Raw genomic sequence first — 23,548 nt, 5'->3', positions numbered from 1 at the left:
TAACGTGCGGGCTTTTTTAATTTTATTTGAGGTAATACATGACTCAACTTTCTTCTCGTGCGCCTTTTGCTAATGCTATTCGCGCACTTAGCATGGATGCGGTACAGCAAGCAAATTCAGGGCATCCGGGCGCACCTATGGGTATGGCCGATATAGCCGAAGTACTGTGGAACGATTTTTTAAACCATAATCCAAACGATCCAAATTGGGCAAACCGAGACCGCTTTGTACTCAGTAACGGTCACGGATCTATGCTTATTTATTCTTTATTGCATTTAAGCGGGTACGAACTACCACTAAGCGAGCTTAAACAATTTAGACAAATGCATTCAAAAACCCCAGGACACCCTGAATACGGTTATACCCCAGGTGTTGAAACAACAACAGGCCCGCTTGGCGCAGGTTTATCAAACGCTGTAGGTATGGCCATTGCCGAAAAAGCCCTAGCAGCGCAATTTAACAAAGAGAGTTTTGATATTGTTGATCATTACACTTACTGTTTTATGGGCGATGGCTGTTTAATGGAAGGTATATCGCACGAAGCATGTTCGCTTGCAGGCACATTAGGGCTGGGTAAACTTATTGCTTTTTGGGACGATAACGGCATATCTATCGACGGACACGTTGATGGCTGGTTTACCGACGACACCGCTAAACGCTTTGACGCTTACGGCTGGCATGTAATAAAAGATATAGACGGCCATGACCCAGAGCAAATTGCCAGCGCCATTGCACAAGCAAAACAAGTGAGCGACAAACCTACTCTACTTTGTTGTAAAACCGTGATTGGTTTTGGCTCGCCAAATAAATCAGGCTCGCACGACTGCCATGGCTCGCCATTAGGTAATGACGAAATAACTGCGGCGCGCAAATTTTTAAACCTCCCAAATGAAGCATTTAGTATCAGTGATGATATTTACGCCCATTGGGACGCTAAACAAAGCGGTGATAAAAAACAAAAACAATGGCAGCAACTGTTTAGCGACTACACCAAAAGCCACCCAGAGCTTGCCAAAGAATTTGAACGCCGCGTAATTAAACGCACCCTGCCTGAAATTTTTGAAGCTATTGCAAACAACTACATTGCACAGTGCAACAAAGACGCTGCCAACATTGCAAGCCGAAAAGCCTCGCAAAACACTATTGAAGCCTTTGCCCCGCATTTACCAGAGTTATTGGGTGGCTCTGCCGATTTAGCTGGTTCTAATTTAACGCTGTGGTCTGGCTCTAAAGGCATAAGCGCAGATGACGCCAGCGGTAATTACCTGTTTTATGGCGTGCGCGAGTTTGGTATGAGCGGCATTATGAATGGCATATCACTGCACAGTGGTTTTATTAATTACGGCGCTACATTTTTAATGTTTATGGAATATGCCCGTAACGCAGTCAGAATGTCGGCACTTATGGGTATTCAAAATATATTTGTGTATACCCACGACTCTATAGGCCAAGGTGAAGACGGTCCAACTCACCAACCTATTGAGCAACTAGCCAACCTACGTATGACCCCAAACCTAGTCACATGGCGCCCATGTGACGCAGTAGAAACCGCAGTATCGTGGAAAAACGCGATACAAAATCAGCAGCAACCTACTGCGCTTATTTTTAGTCGCCAAGGGCTCAACCACCAGCCCCGTAGTGCTCAGCAAATTAGCGATATAGAAAAAGGCGGCTATATTCTTAGCGAAAGCAATAAAGCACCTGAGCTTATTTTAATTGCAACGGGTTCTGAAGTTGATTTAGCAATGAAAGCCGCAAAAGAGCTGACAGCACAAGGTGTTGCAGTGCGTGTGGTATCAATGCCAAGCACCACATTGTTTGACCTGCAATCAGATGATTACAAGCAAAGTGTATTGCCAAACTCGGTAGCAAACCGTATTGCAATTGAAACATCACACCAAGATTACTGGCTAAAATATGTAGGCTTACAAGGCAAAGTAATTGGTATGAGCACTTTTGGTGAGTCGGCGCCAGGTAACGTGTTATTAGAGCATTTTGGCTTTACCACCAAAAATGTAGTGAGCACCGCGCAGGCGTTAATTAAAGCCAACGCTTAATATATTTAGTACGCGTAATGCGCTAAATAATCCAAACTTTATCCAATTAATGCGCTAAGCCTCCCAAAGCTCGGCGCATTTTTACAATTAACCAACAAAGGTGAACTATGAAATACTTACTATTAATTATGCTTTTTAGTGCAAGTACTAGTTTTAACGCATGGGCAAATGACGAGCAAAATGATGAACTAATGCTAACGATTTTTTTAAAACACGACCAATCAAAAAACCTCTCTGAAATAAAAGAAATACTAAACAACGCTAACTTTTACAAACACTTCCCGCCAGAGGGCGCAACAGTAGAATCTTGGAAAGTAATGATGGGCATAGGGCAAGTTGTTACCTTGCGCTTTCCGGCAGCGTTATTACCAAAAGTAAATTTATCGATTGAACGTTATGGTTGGAAAGCCTACAGCACTGAGTTTTATCCAACATACGATCTGTACCCAATCGTAAAAGAAGAAATTAAAAAAGCTAGAACGAACAATTAAAAGAGTAACCAACATGACAACTTCAATTGTTCAATACACACTAAGTAATGAAGCAAACGACACTATTTCTATTATTAACTACGGTGCCCGGCTTACCAGCTGGGTTACCCATGTTGATAATAAAAAACGAAATATTATACTTGGCTATTCTAATATTAATGACTATTTAAACGACACGTTTTACTTAGGCGCTGTAGCCGGTCCTTATGCAAACAGGCTAAGTAACGCCCAAATAAACATTGATGATAAAGCCTATGCACTTAATAAAAACGAAGGAGTAAACCAACTTCACGGCGGCCAAAAAGCATTAAGCGACTTATTTTGGCAGCTCGATTATCATCAAAAAAATGCGCTAAGTTTAAGTATTACTCTACCCGATGGATACAACGGCTACCCCGGTAAAACTATATTTAACGTGCTGTATACCTTTACCACTAACAGTAAAAACCAAAGTAATCTTGATATTAAATTTACGATTACCAGTAATAAAAAAACCATTGCAGGGCCAACAGCGCACCCATATTTTAATTTAAATGGCATTACTAACAGCGCACAAGGGCATACATTAAAACTGGCTGCCGCGCATTATACCCCCGTAGATACAAACGCCATTCCCACAGGTTTAATAGCCCCAGTAGCAAATACCACTTTTGACTACACAAATGCGCGGGTGCTTAATAAAACCGATAAACTCGATCATAACTTTGTAACCGAGCAAGTACTTAATCTGCAAGCCAATAAGCAACACGCGACGCTTACAAGCGCCGATGAAAAAGTAATGCTGAGTGTGCTTTCTAACTACCCTGCTATTCAGGTTTATACTGGGCAGCATTTAAAAAATCCGTTTAACCAATTTGACGGTATTTGCTTAGAGCCGCAATTTTGCCCCGACAGCCCTAATAACCCACACTTCCCATTTAGCTATTTAACACCACAAGTACCTTTGCAAACGCATATTAGTTACTGCTTAACTAAAACCAATAAAAAATAGCTATTTTATAAACCAAAAAAGGATCGCTATTAAGCGATCCTTTGCGGGAGGTTAAATGTTTAGTCCGATTATAAATCGCTTACAAAGCTTTTAAGTTTTAACTCACGGTCAATTAATAATGGGTAATCGGTGCGCCCTTGCATTGGCCAATCGTTGCGCCAAGTACGTGCATCGCTTATACCCCAAAAAGTAACACGGCTTACTTTATCGTCATGCTTTTTAAGTATGTTAAACACGGCTTTGTACCGCTCGCCTAACTGGTTGTTTACTTCACTCGGTAAACCATCTGGGTATGGGTTAAAGCGCTCTTGCAGCGCAATATCTAACGAAATATCAGCCCCTTGTTCTTCACCCTCAGGGAATGGTAATACCGAAATATCAAGCTCGGTTATCATCACATCAATACCCGTTGCAGCGTATGCCACAATAGAGTCTTCCATTAACGAAAGCTCTGGGTTATCAAGCGAATAATGCGCTTGCATACCAATACCATCTATTTCAATGCCTTTGCTTTGTAAATTTTTAATAAGCGCAATTGCACCGGCTCTTTTTTCTGGCTTATATAAGTTGTAATCGTTGTAGTATAGCTTGGCATTAGGCGCTGCCTGCTTAGCGTATTTAAACGCATATTCTATAAAGTCGTCACCAATAATGGTGCTCCATTTAGATTCACGCAGTGTGCCGTCTTCGTTAAGTGCTTCGTTTACCACGTCCCATGCAAAAATGCGGTTTTTATAACGCCCTGCAACAGCATTAATATGGTTTTGCATGCGCTTAAGTAATGCATCGCGGGTTAGCGGCTCGCCTTGTTCGTCTTCAAAAACCCAGTCAGGAGTTTGCGAATGCCACACTAATGTGTGCCCAACTAATTCTTGGTTGTTCTCTTGTGCGTACTGAACTAACGCATCAGCGGCTTCAAAATCATAAGTTTGAGGCTCTGGGTGTATACGCTCCCACTTCATTGAGTTCTCTGGCGTAAAGGTATTAAATTGCGCTTTAGCTACGTTTAAATCTTCAGGCAAAGCCCCTAATATTTGGTCGCGGCTAATCGCTGTGCCAATTTTAAAGTGGTCTTTAAATTGCGCTTTAAGCGTTAATTTCTCCGGCGCTTTTTGCGATTTTAATGTCGGTTTACTTTGCTCTGCTGAGTCATTACAGCCAAGTGCAAGGCTCGACATTCCTAATAAAATAGCAATCGTAAGTTTATTTTTATGCATGATGTACCTGTTGTGTGTTTTTTAGTGTGCAAGGTAAACTTAACACCATATAGTCCTTTTGACAACAACGTTTTATTAAAATAGACTGAACAAAAATAACACAGTACATATTCCTTAATCACACACTTTACTAGCAACAAAATTAGCAAGGATACACATGAAAAAAATAACAATAAAACGGCTTCTGTTAATTAGCGCATTTTTCGCCTCATTTATATTCAGCGCCCTAATTCGCGCAGAGCAAACCAGCACTCACGTGCCTATCTGGCATAAATTAAGCTTAACCCTTGAAGGCCCGCACACCAGCGAGCTTGCCACGCCTAACCCCTTTACCGACTACCGCTTAGATGCCACATTTACCAGCCCCACTAATAAGCAATATACAGTACCTGGATATTATGCAGCCGATGCAAACACTGCTCAAACACATGCAACAGCAGGCAACAAATGGCAGGTTTTGTTTTCGCCCAACGAGCTTGGCAAATGGCGCTATACACTCTCATTTGTTAAAGGCAGTAATATCGCAAGCGTGCCATTAAATACTGTTACAAATGAGCAATCAGCCGGATTTTTTGATAAACAAACAGGCGAGTTTAATGTTACCGCCGCCACTAAATCATCCAGCAGTAAAGACTTTAAAAGCAAAGGTAAGCTTGAATACGTTAATAAACCCTATTTGCAGTTTAATGGCTCAAAAGAGTACTTTTTAAAAGCCGGTGCTAACAGCCCCGAAGTGCTGCTTGGCTTTTCAGGGTTTGATGCCACTCCCACAAAGCGTAACTACCAAGCGCACATAAAGCATTGGCAAAATAGCGACCCTACATGGCAAACAACCAATACAGAGACTGATAATAGTAGTCATCAATCTTCTAAAGGCATTATTGGGCTAATAAATTATTTAGCGTCGCTTAACATTAACGCGTATTACTTTTTAACCATGAACGCCTACGGCGATGGCGACCAAGTTTGGCCATGGCTTAGCAAAACCCAAACCACACGCTACGATGTATCTAAATTAGCTCAGTGGGATATTGTATTTAGCCACATGCAGCAAAAAGGCATAATGACTCACTTTGTAATGAGCGAAACCGAAAACGAATCACTGTTTGAATGGAACGAAAGCCACCTTAAAAACGACTTTGCTGTTAGTCGTAAAATTTACTATCGCGAGTTATTTGCCCGCTTTGGCTATCATTTAGCAACCACGTGGAATATAGGCGAAGAAAACGGCTGGCAAGATCCAAGCGGCGATGATAAACAACAAAAAGCTAATACCACAAAACAAAGAAAGCAATTTGCCGATTACTTTCAATCACTCACCTACTATCCTGAGCATATTGTTGTACACAATGGCCCGTCGCTCGACTACCATATTTACGATAAACCAAACGACAACATTTTGGGCTACCCCGCCTACACCGGGGCAAGCTTACAAGGTGAACTTAAAACCAACACCACTTACAGCGATGTTTTAAAGTACCGCCAGCTTACTCAAAACATTCCTCACCCGTGGGTGATCACCATGGACGAAGCCTATATTTATGAGTATGCAAACAATGTAGATACGTGGCGTAAAAGCAATGTGTGGGCCACATTTATGGCAGGTGGCGCAGGTATTGAGTTTTATTTAGGCGGTGGCGGCGACCTTGTTGAACAAGATTTAACGCCTTACAAAGATTACTATTTAGCGATGACCAACGCCGTTGCGTTTTTTCAAAAATACGTGCCTTTTACAAAGCTTACACCCACCCCAGAGCTCACAAAAACAGGCTGGGCGTTAAGTGATAACTCAGCGTTTTACTTATTTTATTTTAGTAACGCAAGCCAAGCTCAGGTCACATTACCAAACGCGTGTTATACCCTCAACTGGTTTAACCCACGAACTAACGACTACATAAACGGCAAACGCTTTTGTGTAAATACCGCAACGAGTACACAACTGGCAACACCACCCAACACACCTAACAACGACTGGGTTTATTTAATTAACCTAAGCGCTAAATAATAAGGATAACAACCATGAATCATTTAACAGTTAAACATTGTGTAACCGGCGTATTACTTACAACTGCAGCCGCCATTGCATTGCCTGTAAACGCAGCAGATAAACCCACACAACTTACATCAGCTATTGTGAGTCAAAAAGATGCGCACATTACTCACTACGAAGGCGGCGATTTTCATACTTACTTTTATGGCGATACACCACTCACCAAAGGCGCTATTACAGGTGTAGCGGTTATTAAACCTAATAACGAAATACACCCCGCCCACCAGCATCCTGATGAAGAATATTTAATGATTATCGAGGGTTCAGGAACGTGGACGCTTAATGGCAAAAGCCAGCCAGCTCATACTGGGGATATTTTATTTGCAGCCCCTAATGACGTACACGGCATTTATAACAACGGCGATGTGCCGCTTAAATTTGTAGTAGTGAGGTATCAGGCTAAGTAGTTTTTTAGTTTTTTAGTGAAATAGACTAAGTGAATTATGCACAAAGAGGTTAAGAGACGCTTCGCTTTTAGAGGAAAACAAAACGGCCTGTTTAAGAACAGGCTGTGTTTTATTATAATTACTTGAATAATATTTACCGTTTAATTCTCGAACATATATGAAGCAACCATCTTTAGGTTTTAGTCAATATAGATAGCAGTATTTGCAAACTCTTTTAAGTGCTCTTTTGCTTCTTCAAAACTAGCTTTAGCAATAAGATCATTGCTGTTAGTTTTTAAATATTCCTCTAAAAATTTGACTTCAATATGAACTAGATCAATTCTAAGTCGTTGCAACCAATTTGTTGAACCTAGATTATGATATTCCCAATTTCGATTTATAAAAGGATTCTCGTAATACGGTATCTCTTCTAATAATTCTTTGTCCATCCCAACTTTTATTAAAAGAGATTCAAATTCGCTTTGAAGATTTTCATCACTATCATGAAAATGTTTGAGCAAATTCCTAATCTCGTCTACTGCATCATAAACCCGACTGATAATTTGAGAAAAATTATTATCCCCATCAACTGCAATTGCTAAACCAGTATCAGCATATATGTGATCAATATTATTTAATCGCTTTACATTTTTCCAATACGTTTCCATATCATGGGCAAGTTTTACAAGCTCAGCTTCGTCAATTTTGAAATTATCTTTTTCAAATATCTGTTCATGTTCATTTTTTATTTGAATGAGTCTTTCAACTGGATATAAGTCTACATCGTCTGTTTCAATATGGTGCGGGTAACATAGAATTAGTAGATTCTCATAACTTCGGCGAAATTCATCATCGCTCTCGACATTAAAACGTTCACCACCCATCATTGCAGCTTGAATGTGGCAAACTTGACCAATAAATTTATTTTTATTATTCATCATTGGCTGTGTACAGCCAGGGAAAGCACATTGATTCCCCGATCTTGCGAAGAGTGCTCTCAAAACATTTGTCTGAGGTGTTAAACGAGCCATATAAATCCTTTTAACTTATAATCTATAAATAAATTTTTTGTTTACTCTTAAAAATATATTCTTTTAATGATTTCCTACATTAGTAACAAATATTATAACGTATTGCTAGTTATAAACTTTGAGCTCTTTTTGCTTATCATTATGCTTTAAGATCGTGTGGCACTTCTCATTCTTTTCTCTTTGTGAAAATTTCAAAAAAAAGCCGAGTATTTAAAAATACTCGGCTTTGACTACACAATGCGGTTTACTGAACAACATCAGCAATGGTTTTAATAACTGGCTTAGGGTTTAAATTACGATCCCATAGTAATGGGTAGTTTGTTCTGTTTGGGATTGGGTAGTCGTTTTTCCACGACATACCATCGTGTAATCCCCAAAAGGTTACGCGGTCTATCTTGTCGCGTTTTGCGTAAAACAGTTCAAACAAGGCTTTATAACGGGCGTTTAGTTGCGCTTCTACGTCGCTTGGCAAGCCATTTTTGTATGGGTCGAGGTAGGTTTCAAACTCTTCTAACTGAAACTGTGGTTTCATCATATCGGTGCCGGTAATCTGCCCTTCTTTTGTTAAAGGCAGCACGTCTATATCAAGCTCAGTGATCATCACTTTTATACCCAGTGCGGCGTATGCATCGATAGCTTGCTCAATGTATTGCATTTTAGGAAAGTTAAGCCCCCAATGCGCTTGTATGCCAATGCCATCGATTCGAATACCTTCTTTTTGCAGCATTTTGATCATACGTATAATGCCGTCTCTTTTTTCTGGTCGCCATGCATTAAAGTCGTTGTAATAAAGCTCGGTATTAGGTGAATACTGCTGGGCGTATTTAAACGCGGCTTTTACCATCGTATCGCCATCACCTACGCGGTTAACCCACACCGTTGGGCGATAAGAGCCGTCATCAGCAATTACTTCGTTAACTACGTCCCATGCATCTACTTTGTTTTTATAGCGCCCTGCTACCAGCTCTATGTGTTTGCGCATTTGCTCTAACTGCTCTGCTGGGGTATTTGGCTCATTTTTGCTATTTGTAAAAAACCAGTCAGGCGTTTGGTTATGCCACACTAAGGTGTGGGCTACGGTAAACATATTATTTTGCTTGGCAAAATCTATAAACGCATCTGCACCACTAAAATCGACCTTACCTTGCTGTGGGTAAATTACTTCTGCTTTCATGGCGTTTTCTAGGGTGACTGTATTAAATTGCTTAGCAATAATTGACTGCGCGGCTGCGTTTTTGCCTGTCACTATATCTTGATTTACAGCAACCCCCATTTTAAATGAGTCTGCAAAGGTGTTTTTAAGGGCTTGGGCTTGTGCAGCGCTTACGCTTAATGATCCTGCAAGTAAAAGCAGGCTGAGTGTGTGTTTTTTATGCATGTGTGTGCTCCGTTGAATCGTTATTATTTTCGATAAATATCATACAACGAAAAAAATAAATGATATAGTCAAAATGACCATTAATTATAAATTAAACAAACCTGAGTAAACGTCTATGCTAAAAACACACAAAAAAACGCTAAGCTTAGTTGTATTAATGCTCTGTTTTAATAAAGCAGCGCTGGCACAACAACCTGAAAATACACCTTTGTTAAACACTGTAAACAGCCAAAGCAATGAGCAGTCGCCATTAATAAAGGGCCTAACACCCACACTTGTTAGTGACAATTTATTATTTTTAGAAGGCCCAACGTGGTCAAGCCAAGACAATGCGTTTTATTTTTCAGAAATGAACTTTGCTAGCTCGCAAGCACTTGGCCCTGATTCGACCATTTATAAATTAGTGCTGCCCAATACCCTCACCACTTATTTAAAACACAGTGGTACAAACGGCTTGTATGCCAAAGGGCAGAACCTCTATATGCTTAACCATAGTACGCAGTCGCTTTCTAAAATTAATATAAAAAGTAAGACCAATACCGTAATAGTCAATAAATTTGATGGGCTAAGCTTTAGCTCGCCAAACGATATGACTATGCATAAAAATGGCGATATATTTTTTACCGATCCTAATTGGCAACTAGGCGAACGCACTCAGCAAATGTCTTATACCGGTGTGTATAAGTTAAGCAATATGGGCACACTTAGTTTAATTGACGCCACTCTTGAAAAGCCCAACGGTGTTGCGCTCTCGCCTGATCAACGTACCCTTTATGTTGGCGACTTTAGTAACCGCGTAAGCAAATACACTATTGATGAAAACGGTGATATTTCACCGCGCGAAGACTTTATTAAAGTAGCCTCGCCCGATGGTATAAAAGTAGATTCAGCTGGCAATATTTACGTAAGCAGTCACAAAAAAGGCGTTATTAATATTTACACGCCACGCGGCTCACTTATCGATAAAATTGAACTTGGCCCTAATGTGACTAACCTTGCGTTTGGTGGTAAAAATCGCAAAACGTTATTAATAACCACCGCTAAGGGCTTGTTTACGCTTGATGTAAAAGTAGCGGGTTTGGCTAATTAGCTAAATTAGTTAAGCAACGTATTAAAGAGAAAGTTAAGCTCACTCGTTAAGCACAAAAACCGGTGTAACTTAGTTACACCGGTTTTTATTATTTAAGTTATTGCTACCTAAGCTTTTGCCGCTTAGGTTTTTGCTACTTAGGTAGTGTTATTTTAATTAAACGTGTTGTTATAAAACTTAAAATTGCCCGATACATGCAGCATAGCTAACATATATAACGAACCATTATAGTAACGGTAGTCACCCGTTGGTTGCGATAAAGACCAAAATTCGTTAAAAAACTCATTTGCTTGCCCAGCGTTTGTTGAAGCAAGTAACGCTACTGCATTCGCGGCTTTTTGACCTTCGCCTGCACAGCCTTTGTTTTGCGCTCCACCGTACGAATACACTTGCTCGTAACAGTTATTGCTGTTGTTAGTTTTTGCATAACTTAAAAAGCCCAGTGCTTTATTTACTGCGCTTTTATGCCACGCTTGAGCACCCATTAAATGCGCGTCTAAACCCACATTCATAATTACGCGCCATGCATCAAATTCATACCATTGACCTGGGTTTGCTTGGTCGTTAAAAATGTAGCCAATAACAGGGCTGCCATCTAAGCGCGATAAAAATGTAGGTAAGTTCCAATGCGGGCTACCACTTACTTTTGTAAAATGGTTTTTAAGTAAGGTTCTACTTTTTGTGGCTACTTGTCGCCAGTAAGTTTTGTCTGCTTGGTTAGTTACGTTATTTGCAAAGTAGTCATAAAACGCAGGTATGTGATAAGAAGGGTCTGTTAGGTTATCAATGTAAGGTGAAAAGCGGATTATTTGGTTTTCCATCAGCTTATTTTTAATTGTGTTTAACATGGTAATGGCATCGTTGTAGTAGTTAAACTCACCAGAATTCCCCCAACGAGCAGAAGCGTTGAGCAGTGCAAACGCAAAATACTCTTCGCCATCGGGAGCGGGGCCCTCATCCACTTTATAAACAAAGCCGTTTTGATTAAGCTTTAGTTTCCACGCGTAAACACCTTGTTTTTTTACATCAGGGTGATTGTCTGGGTTTTTTTGATACGCTTTTGCAAAGCGCCATAGGTTATCAAATTCTTCTTGTTTATTAAGCATGACAGCGGCGGTCATTCCCCACGATTGCCCTTCCGTTCTTATATCGTCGCCTTCGTCTGGGTTAATTGCTTTTATGTAGTGTGCTTTATAAACACCGTTTTCGGTGTACGGGTAGTAAAGTTGTTGAGTGTTGTTATAGCCAAACATATTGTCAAAAGTACTATTCACCTTTTGCTGTATATTTGTTTTACCCATTTCTTGTGCGAGGTTACGGTATGTCCCTGAACTGTCGGCGCCTACACTCGATGGGTTATTATTAAATGCAGCAAGTGATTGATAGCTTATTAGCGTTAACAATAAAGTTGTTATTTTAAAAAATACTTTCATGTTTATCCTCTTTATTTGAATTATATCAGCGTGCAAATTTAATATAGTCTTTCTGACCATTTGATCAAGAAATTCTCAAAATTATTTGTTTGTTTTATAAACTAAGTGAAATGTGTGAAGGTGTTTAATAAGTTCTTAAAAAATATAAAAGGCCGCTTAAAAAAGCAGCCTAAATCGACACAAATAGTGTTAAAAGCGTATTTATTAGTTATTTATTAATTGCTACTTTTTTAACCCTTTACCCGTTGCAGCCCAATAAATTCCGCCATAAATATGCTCTGTTAAAAACTCACTTTTATACACCGCATTAGTATGCCCAAGGGCTGTATAAAATGATCGACCACCATCGTAATTGTGATACCACGAAATAGGATGAAACGCCCCCATACCCGAGCCTGTTTTGTTATTACCCCAATCGGCAGTTGGGTTGTAACTTTTCTCATCAACTGTGAGTAAGTAGTTTAACTTAGTTAGCTCGGGCCCAAACTCGTACCACTCGTCGGTCCAAAGCATTTCCTGCGGCATATGGTTTAAGCCAATAAAGTGAGTATTAGGTACTTTACTTAGTACGCCAGTTTGAATAACAGGATGAATGTTAAAGGTGCGCCCCACCAGCTTTTGGTACCACGCCCAGTCGTATTCGGTATCTGATGCGCTATGAATACCAACAAAGCCTTTACCTGCTTTTACAAATCGCTCAAGCGCGGCTTGCTCTTTTGGGTTTAAAATATCGCCTGTGGTTGATAAAAATACCACTACATCAACATTTTTTAAGTAATCGTCGTTAAAATAATGGCTTTCTTCGTGCCAAATTAAGTTGAAAAAGTGCTTATCGGCTAAGCCTTCTAGCGCTTTAACGCCTTCGGTTTGCGACTTATGGTGCCACCCTGCGGTTTTTGTAAATAGCAGCACATTAAATTGCTTTTTAGGGAGGGTATCAAACCCTGTAGCATGACTTTTTTGCACCGTTGCCATACTCAGCGCCAATACAACAAAGCTTAATAGCCAACCTATATATGCGAATCTAGGTAAAGAAGAAGACATAGTAATCCTATTTAAAATGAACAAACATATTAGCCGTTAGCCGCCCTGTTTGTGGACACGACGAAATATCGGTAGACGTATTAAGTAAACTGGTGTGCAGCAAATACCCAGGAAACACAATAAGCCTATTTGGCTTATATTCTATGTGCTTGTAGCACTCAAACTCATTGTGCTGTGTGTTGCAGTAACTAGGTTTTACCTTACTGCGTTCAAGGATGTGTTGAGCATGCATTAAATACGTGTTTTTGCGCTTTGTGCTTATTGTTTCAAACCCTGTTTTTTTATGCCTAAAAAACCCAGTGCCGCCATGCTCGCCTTCGCCAAGGTAATGAATAATGGCAATTAAGTTAGGATCGTTTGTATCAAAGTGTGGCAAGGTTTGTATTGGTGATAGCTGCTGCTCCGTTTTAGTAATTAACGATAAGGTATTATCTTTTGGGTATGGGGTAAGTGTTTGCCCAATATTAAATACGTTATAAAACCCCTGTATAAGCGGCTTTAGGTAATCAACCACACATTGCTTTGGCAGCGGCATGCGTAAACCTGGGTATTGAGTGAGTTCGTCAGGTTTAAACTCTCCCTGATTTTGCGCATGATTTTCATCAGCACTTTGCGCTAAGTTTATAAGTTTTTGCGGCTCACTCAGGTAGTCGTCAATTATAATAATTGGCGTTTGCTCTTGCCCTATAAACTCATACTGCGGCTGTAAGTTATTGCCAAGTGTTAGCATAATACTTACTTAGCCTTGCAATAATGATTAATAAAATCAATGTGACTCGGTAAGCTATTTGCTTTTTTAGCCACATGATTTTTTATTGATTCTAAGAATCGTTTAAGCTCATCATCGCTCATGCTATCAACAATCGGGTGATAATTTTGCGGCACTAGCCCTTGCCCTAACATCACTTGTAACCACGAGGCTTCGCCAAATAACTCTTGCTCTGCTTTATAAACATGCCCACTTTGCTTAAATAGCTCAATGCGTTTGGCAAGCGACTCTGGAATTGGCATGTTTTTACAGTAACGCCAAAAGTCGCTGTCGGTGCGCTGTGTTACATGGTAATGCAGCACAATAAAATCGCGAATGTTTTCGGCCTCAAAGCGCATTTTGTTATTAAAGTCATCTTGATAGCACGACTCGATTGCTTTGGTTGGCATGTTTTGCATTAATCTTATAATGCTTTGCTGAATTAAATGAATACTGGTTGATTCAAGCGGCTCAATAAAACCACTTGCCAAGCCAATAGCAACACAGTTTTTGTTCCAATGTTTACGCCGTGTACCGGTGCGGTATTTAATAACGCGCGGCTCATTAATAGGTTTGCCTTCTACGTTATTGAGTAGCGCTGTTTTGGCCTCATCATCGCTCATGTATTTACTACAAAACACTAAGCCATTACCACGGCGGCTTTGCAGCGGTATTTGCCACTGCCAACCACATTTATGTGCCATTGCACGCGTATATGGCACTATTGGGCTTACTAATTCGGTTTGTACTGCTACTGCGCTGTCGCACGGGAGCCAATGGCTCCAATCTTCGTATCCGGTGTGTAGCGCTTGCTCTATTAATAAACCTTTAAAGCCGGTGCAATCTATAAATAAATCGCCCTCAATAATTTGCCCGTCACCTAAAGTAAGCGATTTTATAAAGCCATTAGTGGGCTCTAAGTTAACTTTGCTTATCATGCCTTCTATACGTTTAGCGCCGTTTTGCTGTGCAAAATTTCGTAAAAATTTAGCGTACAAACCTGCATCTAACTGATAAGCATGGTTACGGTCTTGATTCGGTACTACAGCAAATTTACCCAAGCGACTTGCTACGTGCTCTGTGCAATAATCACCAATATCGGCTGCTACACCTTGTTGCATCCCTTTTAGCCAAAAGTGCTGAAAACCTGCAGCCCAGCAGCCTTGCCCCACATAACCAAATGAGTGAAAGTAGCTTTGCTGGTTTTGTTTCCAACCCTCAAACGATATGCCTAATTTAAACGTGGCATTAGTCGCTGCCATAAATTCTGATTCGCTAATTTTTAGTAAATCATGAAATATATGCAGCGTAGGAATAGTAGACTCCCCAACCCCTACGGTAGATATTAAATCAGATTCAACCAAGCATATTTCAATATTTTTACCTAGTAGCTTTGCCATTGCAGCGCTGCACATCCAACCGGCGGTACCGCCACCTGCTATTACGATTTTTTTAATTGCATTTTGATTCATAATTCAAACCTTACTAGTACGCTTAGCGTCTTAATTTATTTTGTAATTCGGCTCTTAATTTACGCGCTGTTAGCTCATTCATTGGCTTTGTTAAAATAGCCTGTGCGGGCTCTAGGATGTGGGTAAATTCGTTATCAGCAAATACATAGTAATTAAACAAACGTTGCCATGCTGCGCGCTCATGCTTTGGTAAATTACGTATGTTTAAAATAGCAAGGTGCAACGCATTAGTAGGCTGCCCATACACCGCTGGCGTATTTTTAAACCAATAATTAAACAGTATATTTAAACTGCCAAGCCCCTCTACTTGGTGCCACCACATGCTGGGTAATATAAGGGCATCGCCTGCTTCAAGATCAACGGTAATTGCCGCTTTTATTGCCTGCTCAAATTTAGGGTATTGCGTGAAGTTGGGCGCAGTTGTGGTGGTTGAGCTTATTGGCTGCCCACCGGGTGCTTTATCAAGCGGGCCTATATATAAATTATCTATTTGATCGGGGGCAAATAAAGTAAAACGCCTTTTACCTGCAACACAACATGCTAAATTTTGCGCTACGTCGTAATGTGCTGGTACGGTAACCTTTCCGCCTGCCCATACATTAAATAAACAGCCTTCGTTTAATGCGTTAACGTGGCAGTGATTAACCAAACCAGGTAAGCACTGTGCAATGCTAGTAGAGCCAATGTATAAAGTGTCGGCTTGTGGATTATTTGCACTTTGCGCTATTTGCTCAAGCGCATTAATAAATGCCGCTTGCTGATTAGTAAAATTAAAACCGCTCATATCGGGGTTATACCCTACAACCCCGCTTTGACTGGCGGGTATTGTGCAAGTATTAACTAAAAAACCTTCGTAAAACGGCGCTAAATAATCAATCGCTGCACTGTCTGACTTTTTAGCAGCAATAACGAGGGGCCAATCGCTTACAAACCCTTTTAGTACAATAGGCACAGACGAGTTTAAAAGCTCTTTGGGCAACGTGCTGGGAGTTAAGCCATTAAGCGTTTGAATTTTATTTGCTAAATTTTCCATAGCGAAATACTTACACAGCGTGCTTTTGTAGCATAAGTTGCTCGTTTTTAAGCGCCACTAAATCACGCACATGTACTTGCGATGCAATGATCATGTATATACACGCTAAATATCCTTGTGAATGCAGCTCTGCAATTGCATCGCTACTTAGCTGGTTAAGCGAGTCTTCGTTTATGGTATAAAAACCGAGTAAGTTATGTTTAAGCCCGTTTACTAAATCAAGCTCTAGCGATACTGATTCAAGCAAACCATGTTTAATTAAGGTTTTAATAAAGGGCTGGTTTTGTTCTAACCCATGATGCAGGTTGTCGAGCACGTTTATGATGTTTTCGAGGTAATCGCTATTCCCGCCGTGTTCTAAAAATAAGTTAATACCCTGCTTTGTTGACACTTTTGGCGAGTCTAAATCAATACTTAACATGCGCTCTTGCGTTGCCACACCGTTTTGCATTGTATTTTGAGTCGCTATAGCAAAAGGCAGTCGCTGCATACTTAGTGGAATATAGTGTGCTTGCCATTGCTGGTTTACTAAAAATAAGTTTTCGTCTTTATTTATGCCGTACAAACACACCGGCGAAAATGTATTTGTTGTATCGTCTTTGGTAAAAAATATTGGGTAATGTGCTTGAGCGACTCTAAATTCGCTCACAAATGTTTCGCTATACCAAACCCCGTCACCTAGGTGTGTGCTGCGTGCAGGGTTTATTTTTAAATGCTGATGTTCAACATTATTTAATAATGCATGATTGGCCATGGATTGTGTGCTCCAATTGTTGTTGTGTGCCTTTACCTATTGCTACACATTAAATGTAACTAACAAGTTAAATTCACATTGACTATAACAGCTGGGTATTACTATTGCTAGGCTAATTTTGGCAAATAAAAAAGCCGCAAAATGCGGCTTTTATAAGGTTGCTACAAGAGTAATTTATTAAAAATTATAACGAACACCTAAACCGTAACGAGAGCCAGTTTGAGTGATGTTATAAATCAACTGTTGCTTACGCCCGTACGATGTTACGTACTCGTCAGTAATGTTTATACCTTCAATAAATACAGTAAGTCCTTCTACTGCTGGTACTTCATAACTTACGTTAAAGTCTATTTGGTAATACTCATCGGTGTAAATTGGTGCGGTTAAATCGCCATTTACACGACGTTCATTTAAAAACGAGTCGCGCCAGTTATACGCAATACGTGCTTGTAAGCCTTCTTTATCGTAAAAGAATACCACGTTTGCCGTGTCACTTAACCCGACAAGTGCTTCTGTATCCTCAAGTGAGTCATTGTCATATTCAAGACCCGAGTCAACCATGGTGTAGTTAAAAATACCACCAAAGCCTGACTCACCAAATAAGTGCTGAATATTAAATTCAAAGCCATCAATGGTGTATTCTTGGTCGCCATTTACAGGCACGTTTATTCTAAAGTTAATTGGATCATCTGTTTCTGGGTCACCAACAATTGTGCCGCCGTCTAATTCACCATCTTCATCAAATTTAGGTTGCACATTTGGATCATCAGCAAAGTTTTCAAATATATAGGTTCTGATATCTTCGTTAGATGCATTACCACCTAGTGCGCTTGATGCGGCTCTAAATTTTTCACCATTTAATGGGTCATATAAGTTAAATATATTTGAGTCGATAGTGCCTGTAGTAATCCAATTTGTTACGTCTTTTTTAAAGTAACCAAACGAAATATAGCTACCTTCGTCGTAATACCATTCACTTGATAAGTCGTAGTTAATTGATTCAAGCGGTTTAAGTCCTGGGTTACCAGAGCCACCCGAATAACCACTTAAGCTACCGCCGGTATTAATAGTTGTACCGCCTTGCAGTTGACCATAACCTGCTCTTGAAATAGTTTTGCTCGCTGCTGCGCGAATCATTACATCTTCAACAACTTCAATATTAAAGTTAATATTTGGCAGGAACTGGCTGTAATCTGCAGATTGGCTTAGCGTTTCAATACCGGTAACACCGGTTACTGATGTAGCTGTATCTTCGTTCCATTCTACGCGGCTGTAACCGGGTGCAGTTGCTTTAGAAAATACGTCTGTTTTTTCGTAGCGTAAGCCAATTTGCAGGTCGAAAAACATGCCACTCAATTCGCCTTTGTAATTTACTTGTGCAAAAGCAGACTGCGTTTTTTCTTCAGTAAAACGGTTTGTTGCTGCATCCCAGTCGGTTGAGGCACAAAATTGTCCTTCGCCGTTTGGTCCTGCTGCTGCGCCGTCGGCTGCTTTACAATCACCGTAAAGATTATCTACGTTAGCAACAGGATCTGCATACTCTGCTGCATTTACAATCGCATCAAAGTCGGCAAAAAAGATTGTATTAAATAAATCATATTCGCCTTGTGTTGCAGTGCCTTCAAAATTCCCCGCTTTAGCTTGAAACTTATCTAAAATAGTATCTTGGCGCCAATCAATATCAGCAAAGTCACCTTCAACACCAACTCCACCCCAATCTGGGCGCTGTACTTGAGTATGACGGTAATGGTTATTTACTTTATTAACCGCAACACCAAAATCAATACTTAGGTTGTCGTCAAAAAAGTACTTACCTGAAATTTGCGTTTGATCGATTTCTGAATCGTATTTGTCGTTTGCAAACCAGCTACCCGATAAACGCATGGTTTCTGGGGTAAAATTTTCAATGTTACCAATAGCAATACCGGGTAAGTCGCCGGTTAGATCAAGCCCGGTACGTGAACGTGTGTACGACGGTAACTGAATATTGTTACGTGTACCGTGGCGTGGATCAGTTGCTTTCATTGAGGCTTTTGAACTGTGGTGATCAAACTCTAGGTTAAGTTGATCCGATACCGCCCATTCTAGATTAAAGCCTAATGAATCTGTTTTTTCTTCGCGACCCCAAGAACCTACCGTAAGCGACGTATCGCGGTAATCGGCATCACTTTGAATGTCATAAATTTCTGAGTAAATAAGTGGGTACGCGTTAGGCTCGCCCGCCCAAACAGATTCACTTCTGTCGCCAGCATAGTTAAACCAAACTGAGGCATCAGTGTGCTGCTCTTCAACGGTTGTTTTAAAGCCCGTGTAATCAAGGGTTGCTGTAATGTTTTCAACAGGTTGATATTGAAATACCAACTGACCATTTACACGTTCACGTTGACGTTCTTCAAACACATAACGTGGTTGTTGCGGGTTTGAGTAAATGCCTGATGTAGGTCTGTTTGCTCCGCCTTCTGCGCCTGCAGGTACACCGCCCCATCCTGTATTTGTGTAATCAGATGCTCTGTAGCCTTGATCTTGAATAAACTGTTGCATACCGCTTTCACGGTCTTGGTAGCTACCTGAAATCGAAATACCAAACTTGTCATCCCCAAATGTTTGCGAATATAAACCGCTTACCTCTGGTGTAATGCTACCCTCGTCGGTTGATTGATCGTCTACAGCTTTTACGCCAAACGATGCTTTTATACCTGGGCTATTTAAAGGTCTGTTTGTTGTTAAGTTTATAGTTGCGCCAATGCCACCTGAGGTAACACTTGCGTCTGATGTTTTATAAACTTGCACGCCCGATACGCTTTCAGATGCGACATTTGCAAAATCAAATGTGCGGTCACCTGTTGTATTTGGAAGTTGGCGGCCATTAATAGTAATTAAGTTATTAGCAGGTCCAAATCCACGTACTGTTACGCGGCTACCTTCACCGCCCGCTCTATCAATTGATACGCCGGTAATACGTTGTAGCGATTCAGCAAGATTGGTATCAGGAAATTTCCCCATATCCTCAGCCGAAATTGCATCGACAATACCAGAAGAGTCGCGTTTAACATCCATAGAGCGTTGCAATGAACCTCTAATGCCGGTTACTTGTATTATTTCTACATCTTCATCGGCAACAGTTTCGGCAGCGTAGCTTTGGTGAGGAAGCGTAACGGTACCCATTGCAGCGAGTATGGCTGTTGAAATTATCTTTTTCTTAAACATCATGATGCCTTTTTCTTATTTAATTATTATTGACGTACTGCAAGACTTTAAGAATTACTCGAAACATAATTGTAAACTATTTGTTTCATTTTACGGTCAATAAATAATTATTGTGTGTGTATGTTTTAAACGTTTTACAAAGACCACAACCAGTTTTAAACATGTGTTACTTAACTAAAAACCGTTAAATAACAGCACGTTTATGCTAATTCTTTGTGCTAATTTTTTGCTTTAAAATATTTTCATTTTGTCATATGTCCTCAGCTTCCTCTTATTTTGACCATTAACAATAAAAATTAATGGTCATATTGACTATATCTTTTTTATGCAAATAAAAGCCGTAGCGGTGCTTACGCAGATAATTTGCAATGTTTGTAACTATTTTTACTAAGCGTGTTCATATGGGCTTATTGTTTGAATTTTTCCGTTTGAGTCGTGCTCAAGCTTAGCCATTTTCATACTGCGTAAATGGGTTTGTCCGCCCGACAACGTGCTGTCGTGATAAAATAAAAACCAATCACCATTGTGTTTAACAATTGAGTGATGCGTGGTCCAACCTAGTACCGGGTTTAAAATAACGCCCTGATAGGTAAATGGTCCGTATGGGTTATCGCCTGTTGCGTATACAATTTTGTGCGTATCGCCCGTTGAGTACGAAAAGTAATAAACACCATTGTGTTTGTGTACCCAAGGGCCTTCAAAAAAGCGGCGGTTATTATCGCACACTGTAATTGGCGAGCCGCTCTCATCTAATACAACAACCTCTTTTACGTCTTCGCTTAGGCTGATCATATCTTCAGATAATTTTGCTACACGCGCAGGGATTGCAGGTTCACCATTTTTGGGATACGTGCTTTGTTCATTAAATTCGCTGGTTTGCCAATTTTGTAATTGGCCGCCCCACAAGCCACCAAAATATAAATAATGGCTTGAGTCGTCATCTTCAAATACAGCAGGGTCAATACTAAACGTCCCTTGAATGTAATCATCTTCGGCTTTAAATGGACCTGTTGGACTGTCACTTTTTGCAACGCCAATTCTAAAAATACCTTGCTGATCGCGCGCCGGAAAATAAAGGTAATACTGACCAAGTTTATGCGCAGCATCGGGTGCCCACATTTGCTTACTTGCCCATTTTACGTCGTCTACACAAAGTGCTACGCCATGGTCTATGGCTTTGCCTGAGCTTTCGTCAAGCGAAAACACATGGTAGTCGCGCATTGCAAAGTGGTCGCCGTTATCATTAATTTCATTTTTTGATTCAATGTCGTGCGACGGATAAATATACACTTTGCCGTTAAACACATGCGCAGACGGATCGGCGGTATACATGTGATCAACTAACACATTATGATTTTGTATTAACGAGTTGGCTCGTTGTAAGTCTTTTAACTGTTTAAGTTCAGCGTCACTTAATCCATTAGATGGGGGTGCTGCTTGCGCTGTATTTTGCATTTTTACTCCTAGTATTGCCTGCCCACTTTGCACTTTTAAAAGGTGCAAAATGGACTGCTAAATTAGTTTATGGTTTTGTTATCAGCCAGCTGCGTTTGAATGCGCTTTACCTCAGGCTCGGTAAGTTTGTAACGTGTTATAAAAATTAAACATGCCACGGTACAAATTACTGGAATGCCAGCAAAGGCGAGTAAAATGCCTGATAACGTGTGTTCTGATTGTTCTTGATTAGGCACGTATGCATAGCCAGATAATATCCACCCTGCAATAGCACCGCCAATTGCAAAGCCTAGTTTTATTGCCAATAAATGACCCGAAAACGTAACGGCGGTTAATCTGCGACCAATTTTTAATGCCCCGTAGTCAACCGTATCTGCCACCATCGAAAACATAATTGGGGTAATTATCATGTGGGCAAAGTTAGCAATAAAGTAGACGATAAAAATGGTGACTATGGCATCACTCTCAAGTACGTAAAACATGCTATGAGAAATAATTACGACAACTAAAGCGACTATAAATAGTGTTTTCTTTTCAATAAATTTGGTTAAAAAGTTAGTAGACACAGCGCCTAGTACTGAGCCAATTGCTGAGAGTGTTAAAAAGTTAGAAGTAAGTGAGGCTTCTCCTACGTAGTACTTAATATAATGCGGTGCTACAGAGGCTCTAACGCCAATTAAGATTAATGTTGCTAGGCTTATAACGGCTATAACAACCCATTGATCGTTTTTAAATAAGCTTAAAAACTCAAGAAAGGCATTCTTTTTAGTTTGCGCGGGTTTAACTTGTTTGGTTTCTTTAGTCATTTTAAAACACAGTAAAAAACAAGCCGCAGCAAGTCCGCCTAAAAACACCATTGCTAGCGGGTAACCTACTACATCGTCGCCGTCGCCAAAAAAAGCAACCAGCTTTGGCAGTGCCCATACAATTACAAGCAGAGCTGCCATTGCCATTGCAAATCGGTATGACTGAAGCGATGCACGCTCTTTAGGGTCGTTTGTCATTACTGCGCCAAGTGCGCCATAAGGTATATTAATAGCGGTATAACACGTCATTAATAGCCCGTAAGTAAAGTAGGCATATATAAGCTTGCCCGTAGAATCAAAATCTGGGGTTATAAATGCTAAGCAAGCAAACACACCGTAAGGCACGGCTAAAAATAATATATATGGGCGGTAAGAGCCCCAACGGCTGCGCGTTCTATCGGCAATGCTGCCCATTATAGGGTCGGTAATACCATCAAATAAACGAACCGCTAATAATAAGGTACCCGCAGCGGCTGCAGATAAACCGTAAACATCGGTATAAAATATCAACATAAAGTTAGCGACCATTTGAAATACAATATTACTGGCTGTATCACCAAGGCCGTACCCTATTTTTTCTTTAATTGTGAGTGTGTGTTTTGTGTTGTTCATGTGTGCTCAATTTTCAATGCAAATCGATATAGTCAAAAATACTATATGCATTTTCAGCGCATGTAAACATTTATGTTACATTTTTAATCAGCCAGTAATTTATTTAATACATGGCGCTAATTAAGCGCTAAATTTACTAACATACAAAGGTATTATTCGTTCAATAAAAAACCAATACCAAACCAAAGCCGAATATCGGCGTTAACGCGTAAAAACAGGTACAGTGTATAAAGTGATTAATTAAATAGATGTGATTGTTTTAAATAGGAATTATAAAAGCTTTTTATTTGCGC

18 protein-coding genes are annotated in these 23,548 nt (G+C 40.2%); 6 read left to right on the top strand and 12 right to left on the bottom strand.

Features of this window, described 5'->3' with window-relative positions:
* The first annotated feature begins 38 nt into the window (after window positions 1–38).
* From tkt to CXF76_RS13100, 3 genes are all read left to right on the top strand, one after another.
* Window positions 39–2,057, top strand: a complete 2,019-nt coding sequence (gene tkt, locus CXF76_RS13110; protein ID WP_101163900.1) for a transketolase — start codon at window positions 39–41, stop codon at window positions 2,055–2,057.
* 107 nt (window positions 2,058–2,164) lie between these two features.
* Window positions 2,165–2,548: a hypothetical protein gene (locus CXF76_RS13105; RefSeq protein ID WP_024593043.1), complete on the top strand. Its 384-nt coding sequence runs from the start codon at window positions 2,165–2,167 to the stop codon at window positions 2,546–2,548.
* A gap of 13 nt (window positions 2,549–2,561) precedes the next feature.
* A complete protein-coding gene (locus CXF76_RS13100) occupies window positions 2,562–3,539 on the top strand; it encodes an aldose epimerase family protein (RefSeq protein ID WP_101163899.1) in 978 nt (325 codons plus the stop codon).
* Between the two features lie 68 nt (window positions 3,540–3,607).
* On the opposite strand, the gene CXF76_RS13095 is transcribed toward CXF76_RS13100, so the two are convergent.
* Complete coding sequence (locus CXF76_RS13095) at window positions 3,608–4,756, bottom strand: endo-1,4-beta-xylanase (RefSeq protein ID WP_101163898.1); 1,149 nt, start codon at window positions 4,754–4,756, stop codon at window positions 3,608–3,610.
* Between the two features lie 157 nt (window positions 4,757–4,913).
* On the opposite strand from CXF76_RS13095, the gene CXF76_RS13090 reads away from it, so the two are divergent.
* A complete protein-coding gene (locus CXF76_RS13090) occupies window positions 4,914–6,761 on the top strand; it encodes a DUF5060 domain-containing protein (protein ID WP_101163897.1) in 1,848 nt (615 codons plus the stop codon).
* Window positions 6,762–6,775: 14 nt separating this feature from the next.
* A complete protein-coding gene (locus CXF76_RS13085) occupies window positions 6,776–7,213 on the top strand; it encodes a cupin domain-containing protein (protein WP_101163896.1) in 438 nt (145 codons plus the stop codon).
* 179 nt (window positions 7,214–7,392) lie between these two features.
* Here CXF76_RS13085 and CXF76_RS13080 read toward each other — a convergent pair whose 3' ends face one another.
* Both CXF76_RS13080 and CXF76_RS13075 read right to left on the bottom strand, forming a co-directional pair.
* Window positions 7,393–8,223, bottom strand: coding sequence for a hypothetical protein (locus CXF76_RS13080; protein ID WP_101163895.1), 831 nt, complete (start codon window positions 8,221–8,223; stop codon window positions 7,393–7,395).
* 244 nt (window positions 8,224–8,467) lie between these two features.
* Window positions 8,468–9,601 carry an endo-1,4-beta-xylanase gene (locus CXF76_RS13075; protein WP_101163894.1) on the bottom strand — a complete coding sequence of 378 codons (1,134 nt, stop codon included), beginning with the start codon at window positions 9,599–9,601 and terminating at the stop codon, window positions 8,468–8,470.
* Window positions 9,602–9,716: 115 nt separating this feature from the next.
* Here CXF76_RS13075 and CXF76_RS13070 point away from each other — a divergent pair, with 115 nt between their 5' ends.
* Window positions 9,717–10,691, top strand: coding sequence for an SMP-30/gluconolactonase/LRE family protein (locus CXF76_RS13070; protein WP_101163893.1), 975 nt, complete (start codon window positions 9,717–9,719; stop codon window positions 10,689–10,691).
* Window positions 10,692–10,843: 152 nt separating this feature from the next.
* Here the strand turns inward: CXF76_RS13070 and CXF76_RS13065 are convergent, their stop codons facing one another.
* From CXF76_RS13065 to CXF76_RS13025, 9 genes are all read right to left on the bottom strand, one after another.
* Window positions 10,844–12,124: a glycosyl hydrolase family 8 gene (locus CXF76_RS13065; protein WP_101163892.1), complete on the bottom strand. Its 1,281-nt coding sequence runs from the start codon at window positions 12,122–12,124 to the stop codon at window positions 10,844–10,846.
* 222 nt (window positions 12,125–12,346) lie between these two features.
* Window positions 12,347–13,168, bottom strand: a complete 822-nt coding sequence (locus tag CXF76_RS13060) for a ThuA domain-containing protein (protein ID WP_101163891.1) — start codon at window positions 13,166–13,168, stop codon at window positions 12,347–12,349.
* Window positions 13,169–13,175: 7 nt separating this feature from the next.
* The gene (locus CXF76_RS13055) at window positions 13,176–13,898 is read right to left on the bottom strand and encodes a DUF6445 family protein (RefSeq protein WP_101163890.1); all 723 of its coding nucleotides are present in this window, start codon (window positions 13,896–13,898) and stop codon (window positions 13,176–13,178) included.
* Between the two features lie 5 nt (window positions 13,899–13,903).
* Window positions 13,904–15,388: a tryptophan halogenase family protein gene (locus CXF76_RS13050; protein WP_101163889.1), complete on the bottom strand. Its 1,485-nt coding sequence runs from the start codon at window positions 15,386–15,388 to the stop codon at window positions 13,904–13,906.
* A 22-nt stretch (window positions 15,389–15,410) separates the two neighbouring features.
* Window positions 15,411–16,421 carry a cupin-like domain-containing protein gene (locus tag CXF76_RS13045; protein ID WP_101163888.1) on the bottom strand — a complete coding sequence of 337 codons (1,011 nt, stop codon included), beginning with the start codon at window positions 16,419–16,421 and terminating at the stop codon, window positions 15,411–15,413.
* A 10-nt stretch (window positions 16,422–16,431) separates the two neighbouring features.
* Entirely contained in the window at window positions 16,432–17,175 is a 744-nt protein-coding gene (locus CXF76_RS13040) for a SapC family protein (RefSeq protein WP_101163887.1), read from the bottom strand.
* Window positions 17,176–17,352: 177 nt separating this feature from the next.
* On the bottom strand, window positions 17,353–20,382 hold the full coding sequence (locus CXF76_RS13035; RefSeq protein ID WP_101163886.1) for a TonB-dependent receptor: 3,030 nt from the start codon (window positions 20,380–20,382) through the stop codon (window positions 17,353–17,355).
* 387 nt (window positions 20,383–20,769) lie between these two features.
* Window positions 20,770–21,837, bottom strand: coding sequence for a glycoside hydrolase family 43 protein (locus CXF76_RS13030; protein ID WP_101163885.1), 1,068 nt, complete (start codon window positions 21,835–21,837; stop codon window positions 20,770–20,772).
* Between the two features lie 62 nt (window positions 21,838–21,899).
* Window positions 21,900–23,255 carry an MFS transporter gene (locus tag CXF76_RS13025; protein ID WP_039489510.1) on the bottom strand — a complete coding sequence of 452 codons (1,356 nt, stop codon included), beginning with the start codon at window positions 23,253–23,255 and terminating at the stop codon, window positions 21,900–21,902.
* Between the last annotated feature and the right edge of the window lie 293 nt (window positions 23,256–23,548).

It is taken from the genome of Pseudoalteromonas sp. 78C3, assembly GCF_002836695.1.
GTDB classification, from domain to species: domain Bacteria; phylum Pseudomonadota; class Gammaproteobacteria; order Enterobacterales; family Alteromonadaceae; genus Pseudoalteromonas; species Pseudoalteromonas arctica.
Note: the sequence above shows the minus strand (reverse complement) of the source record. Positions and strands in the feature narration are given on the sequence as shown.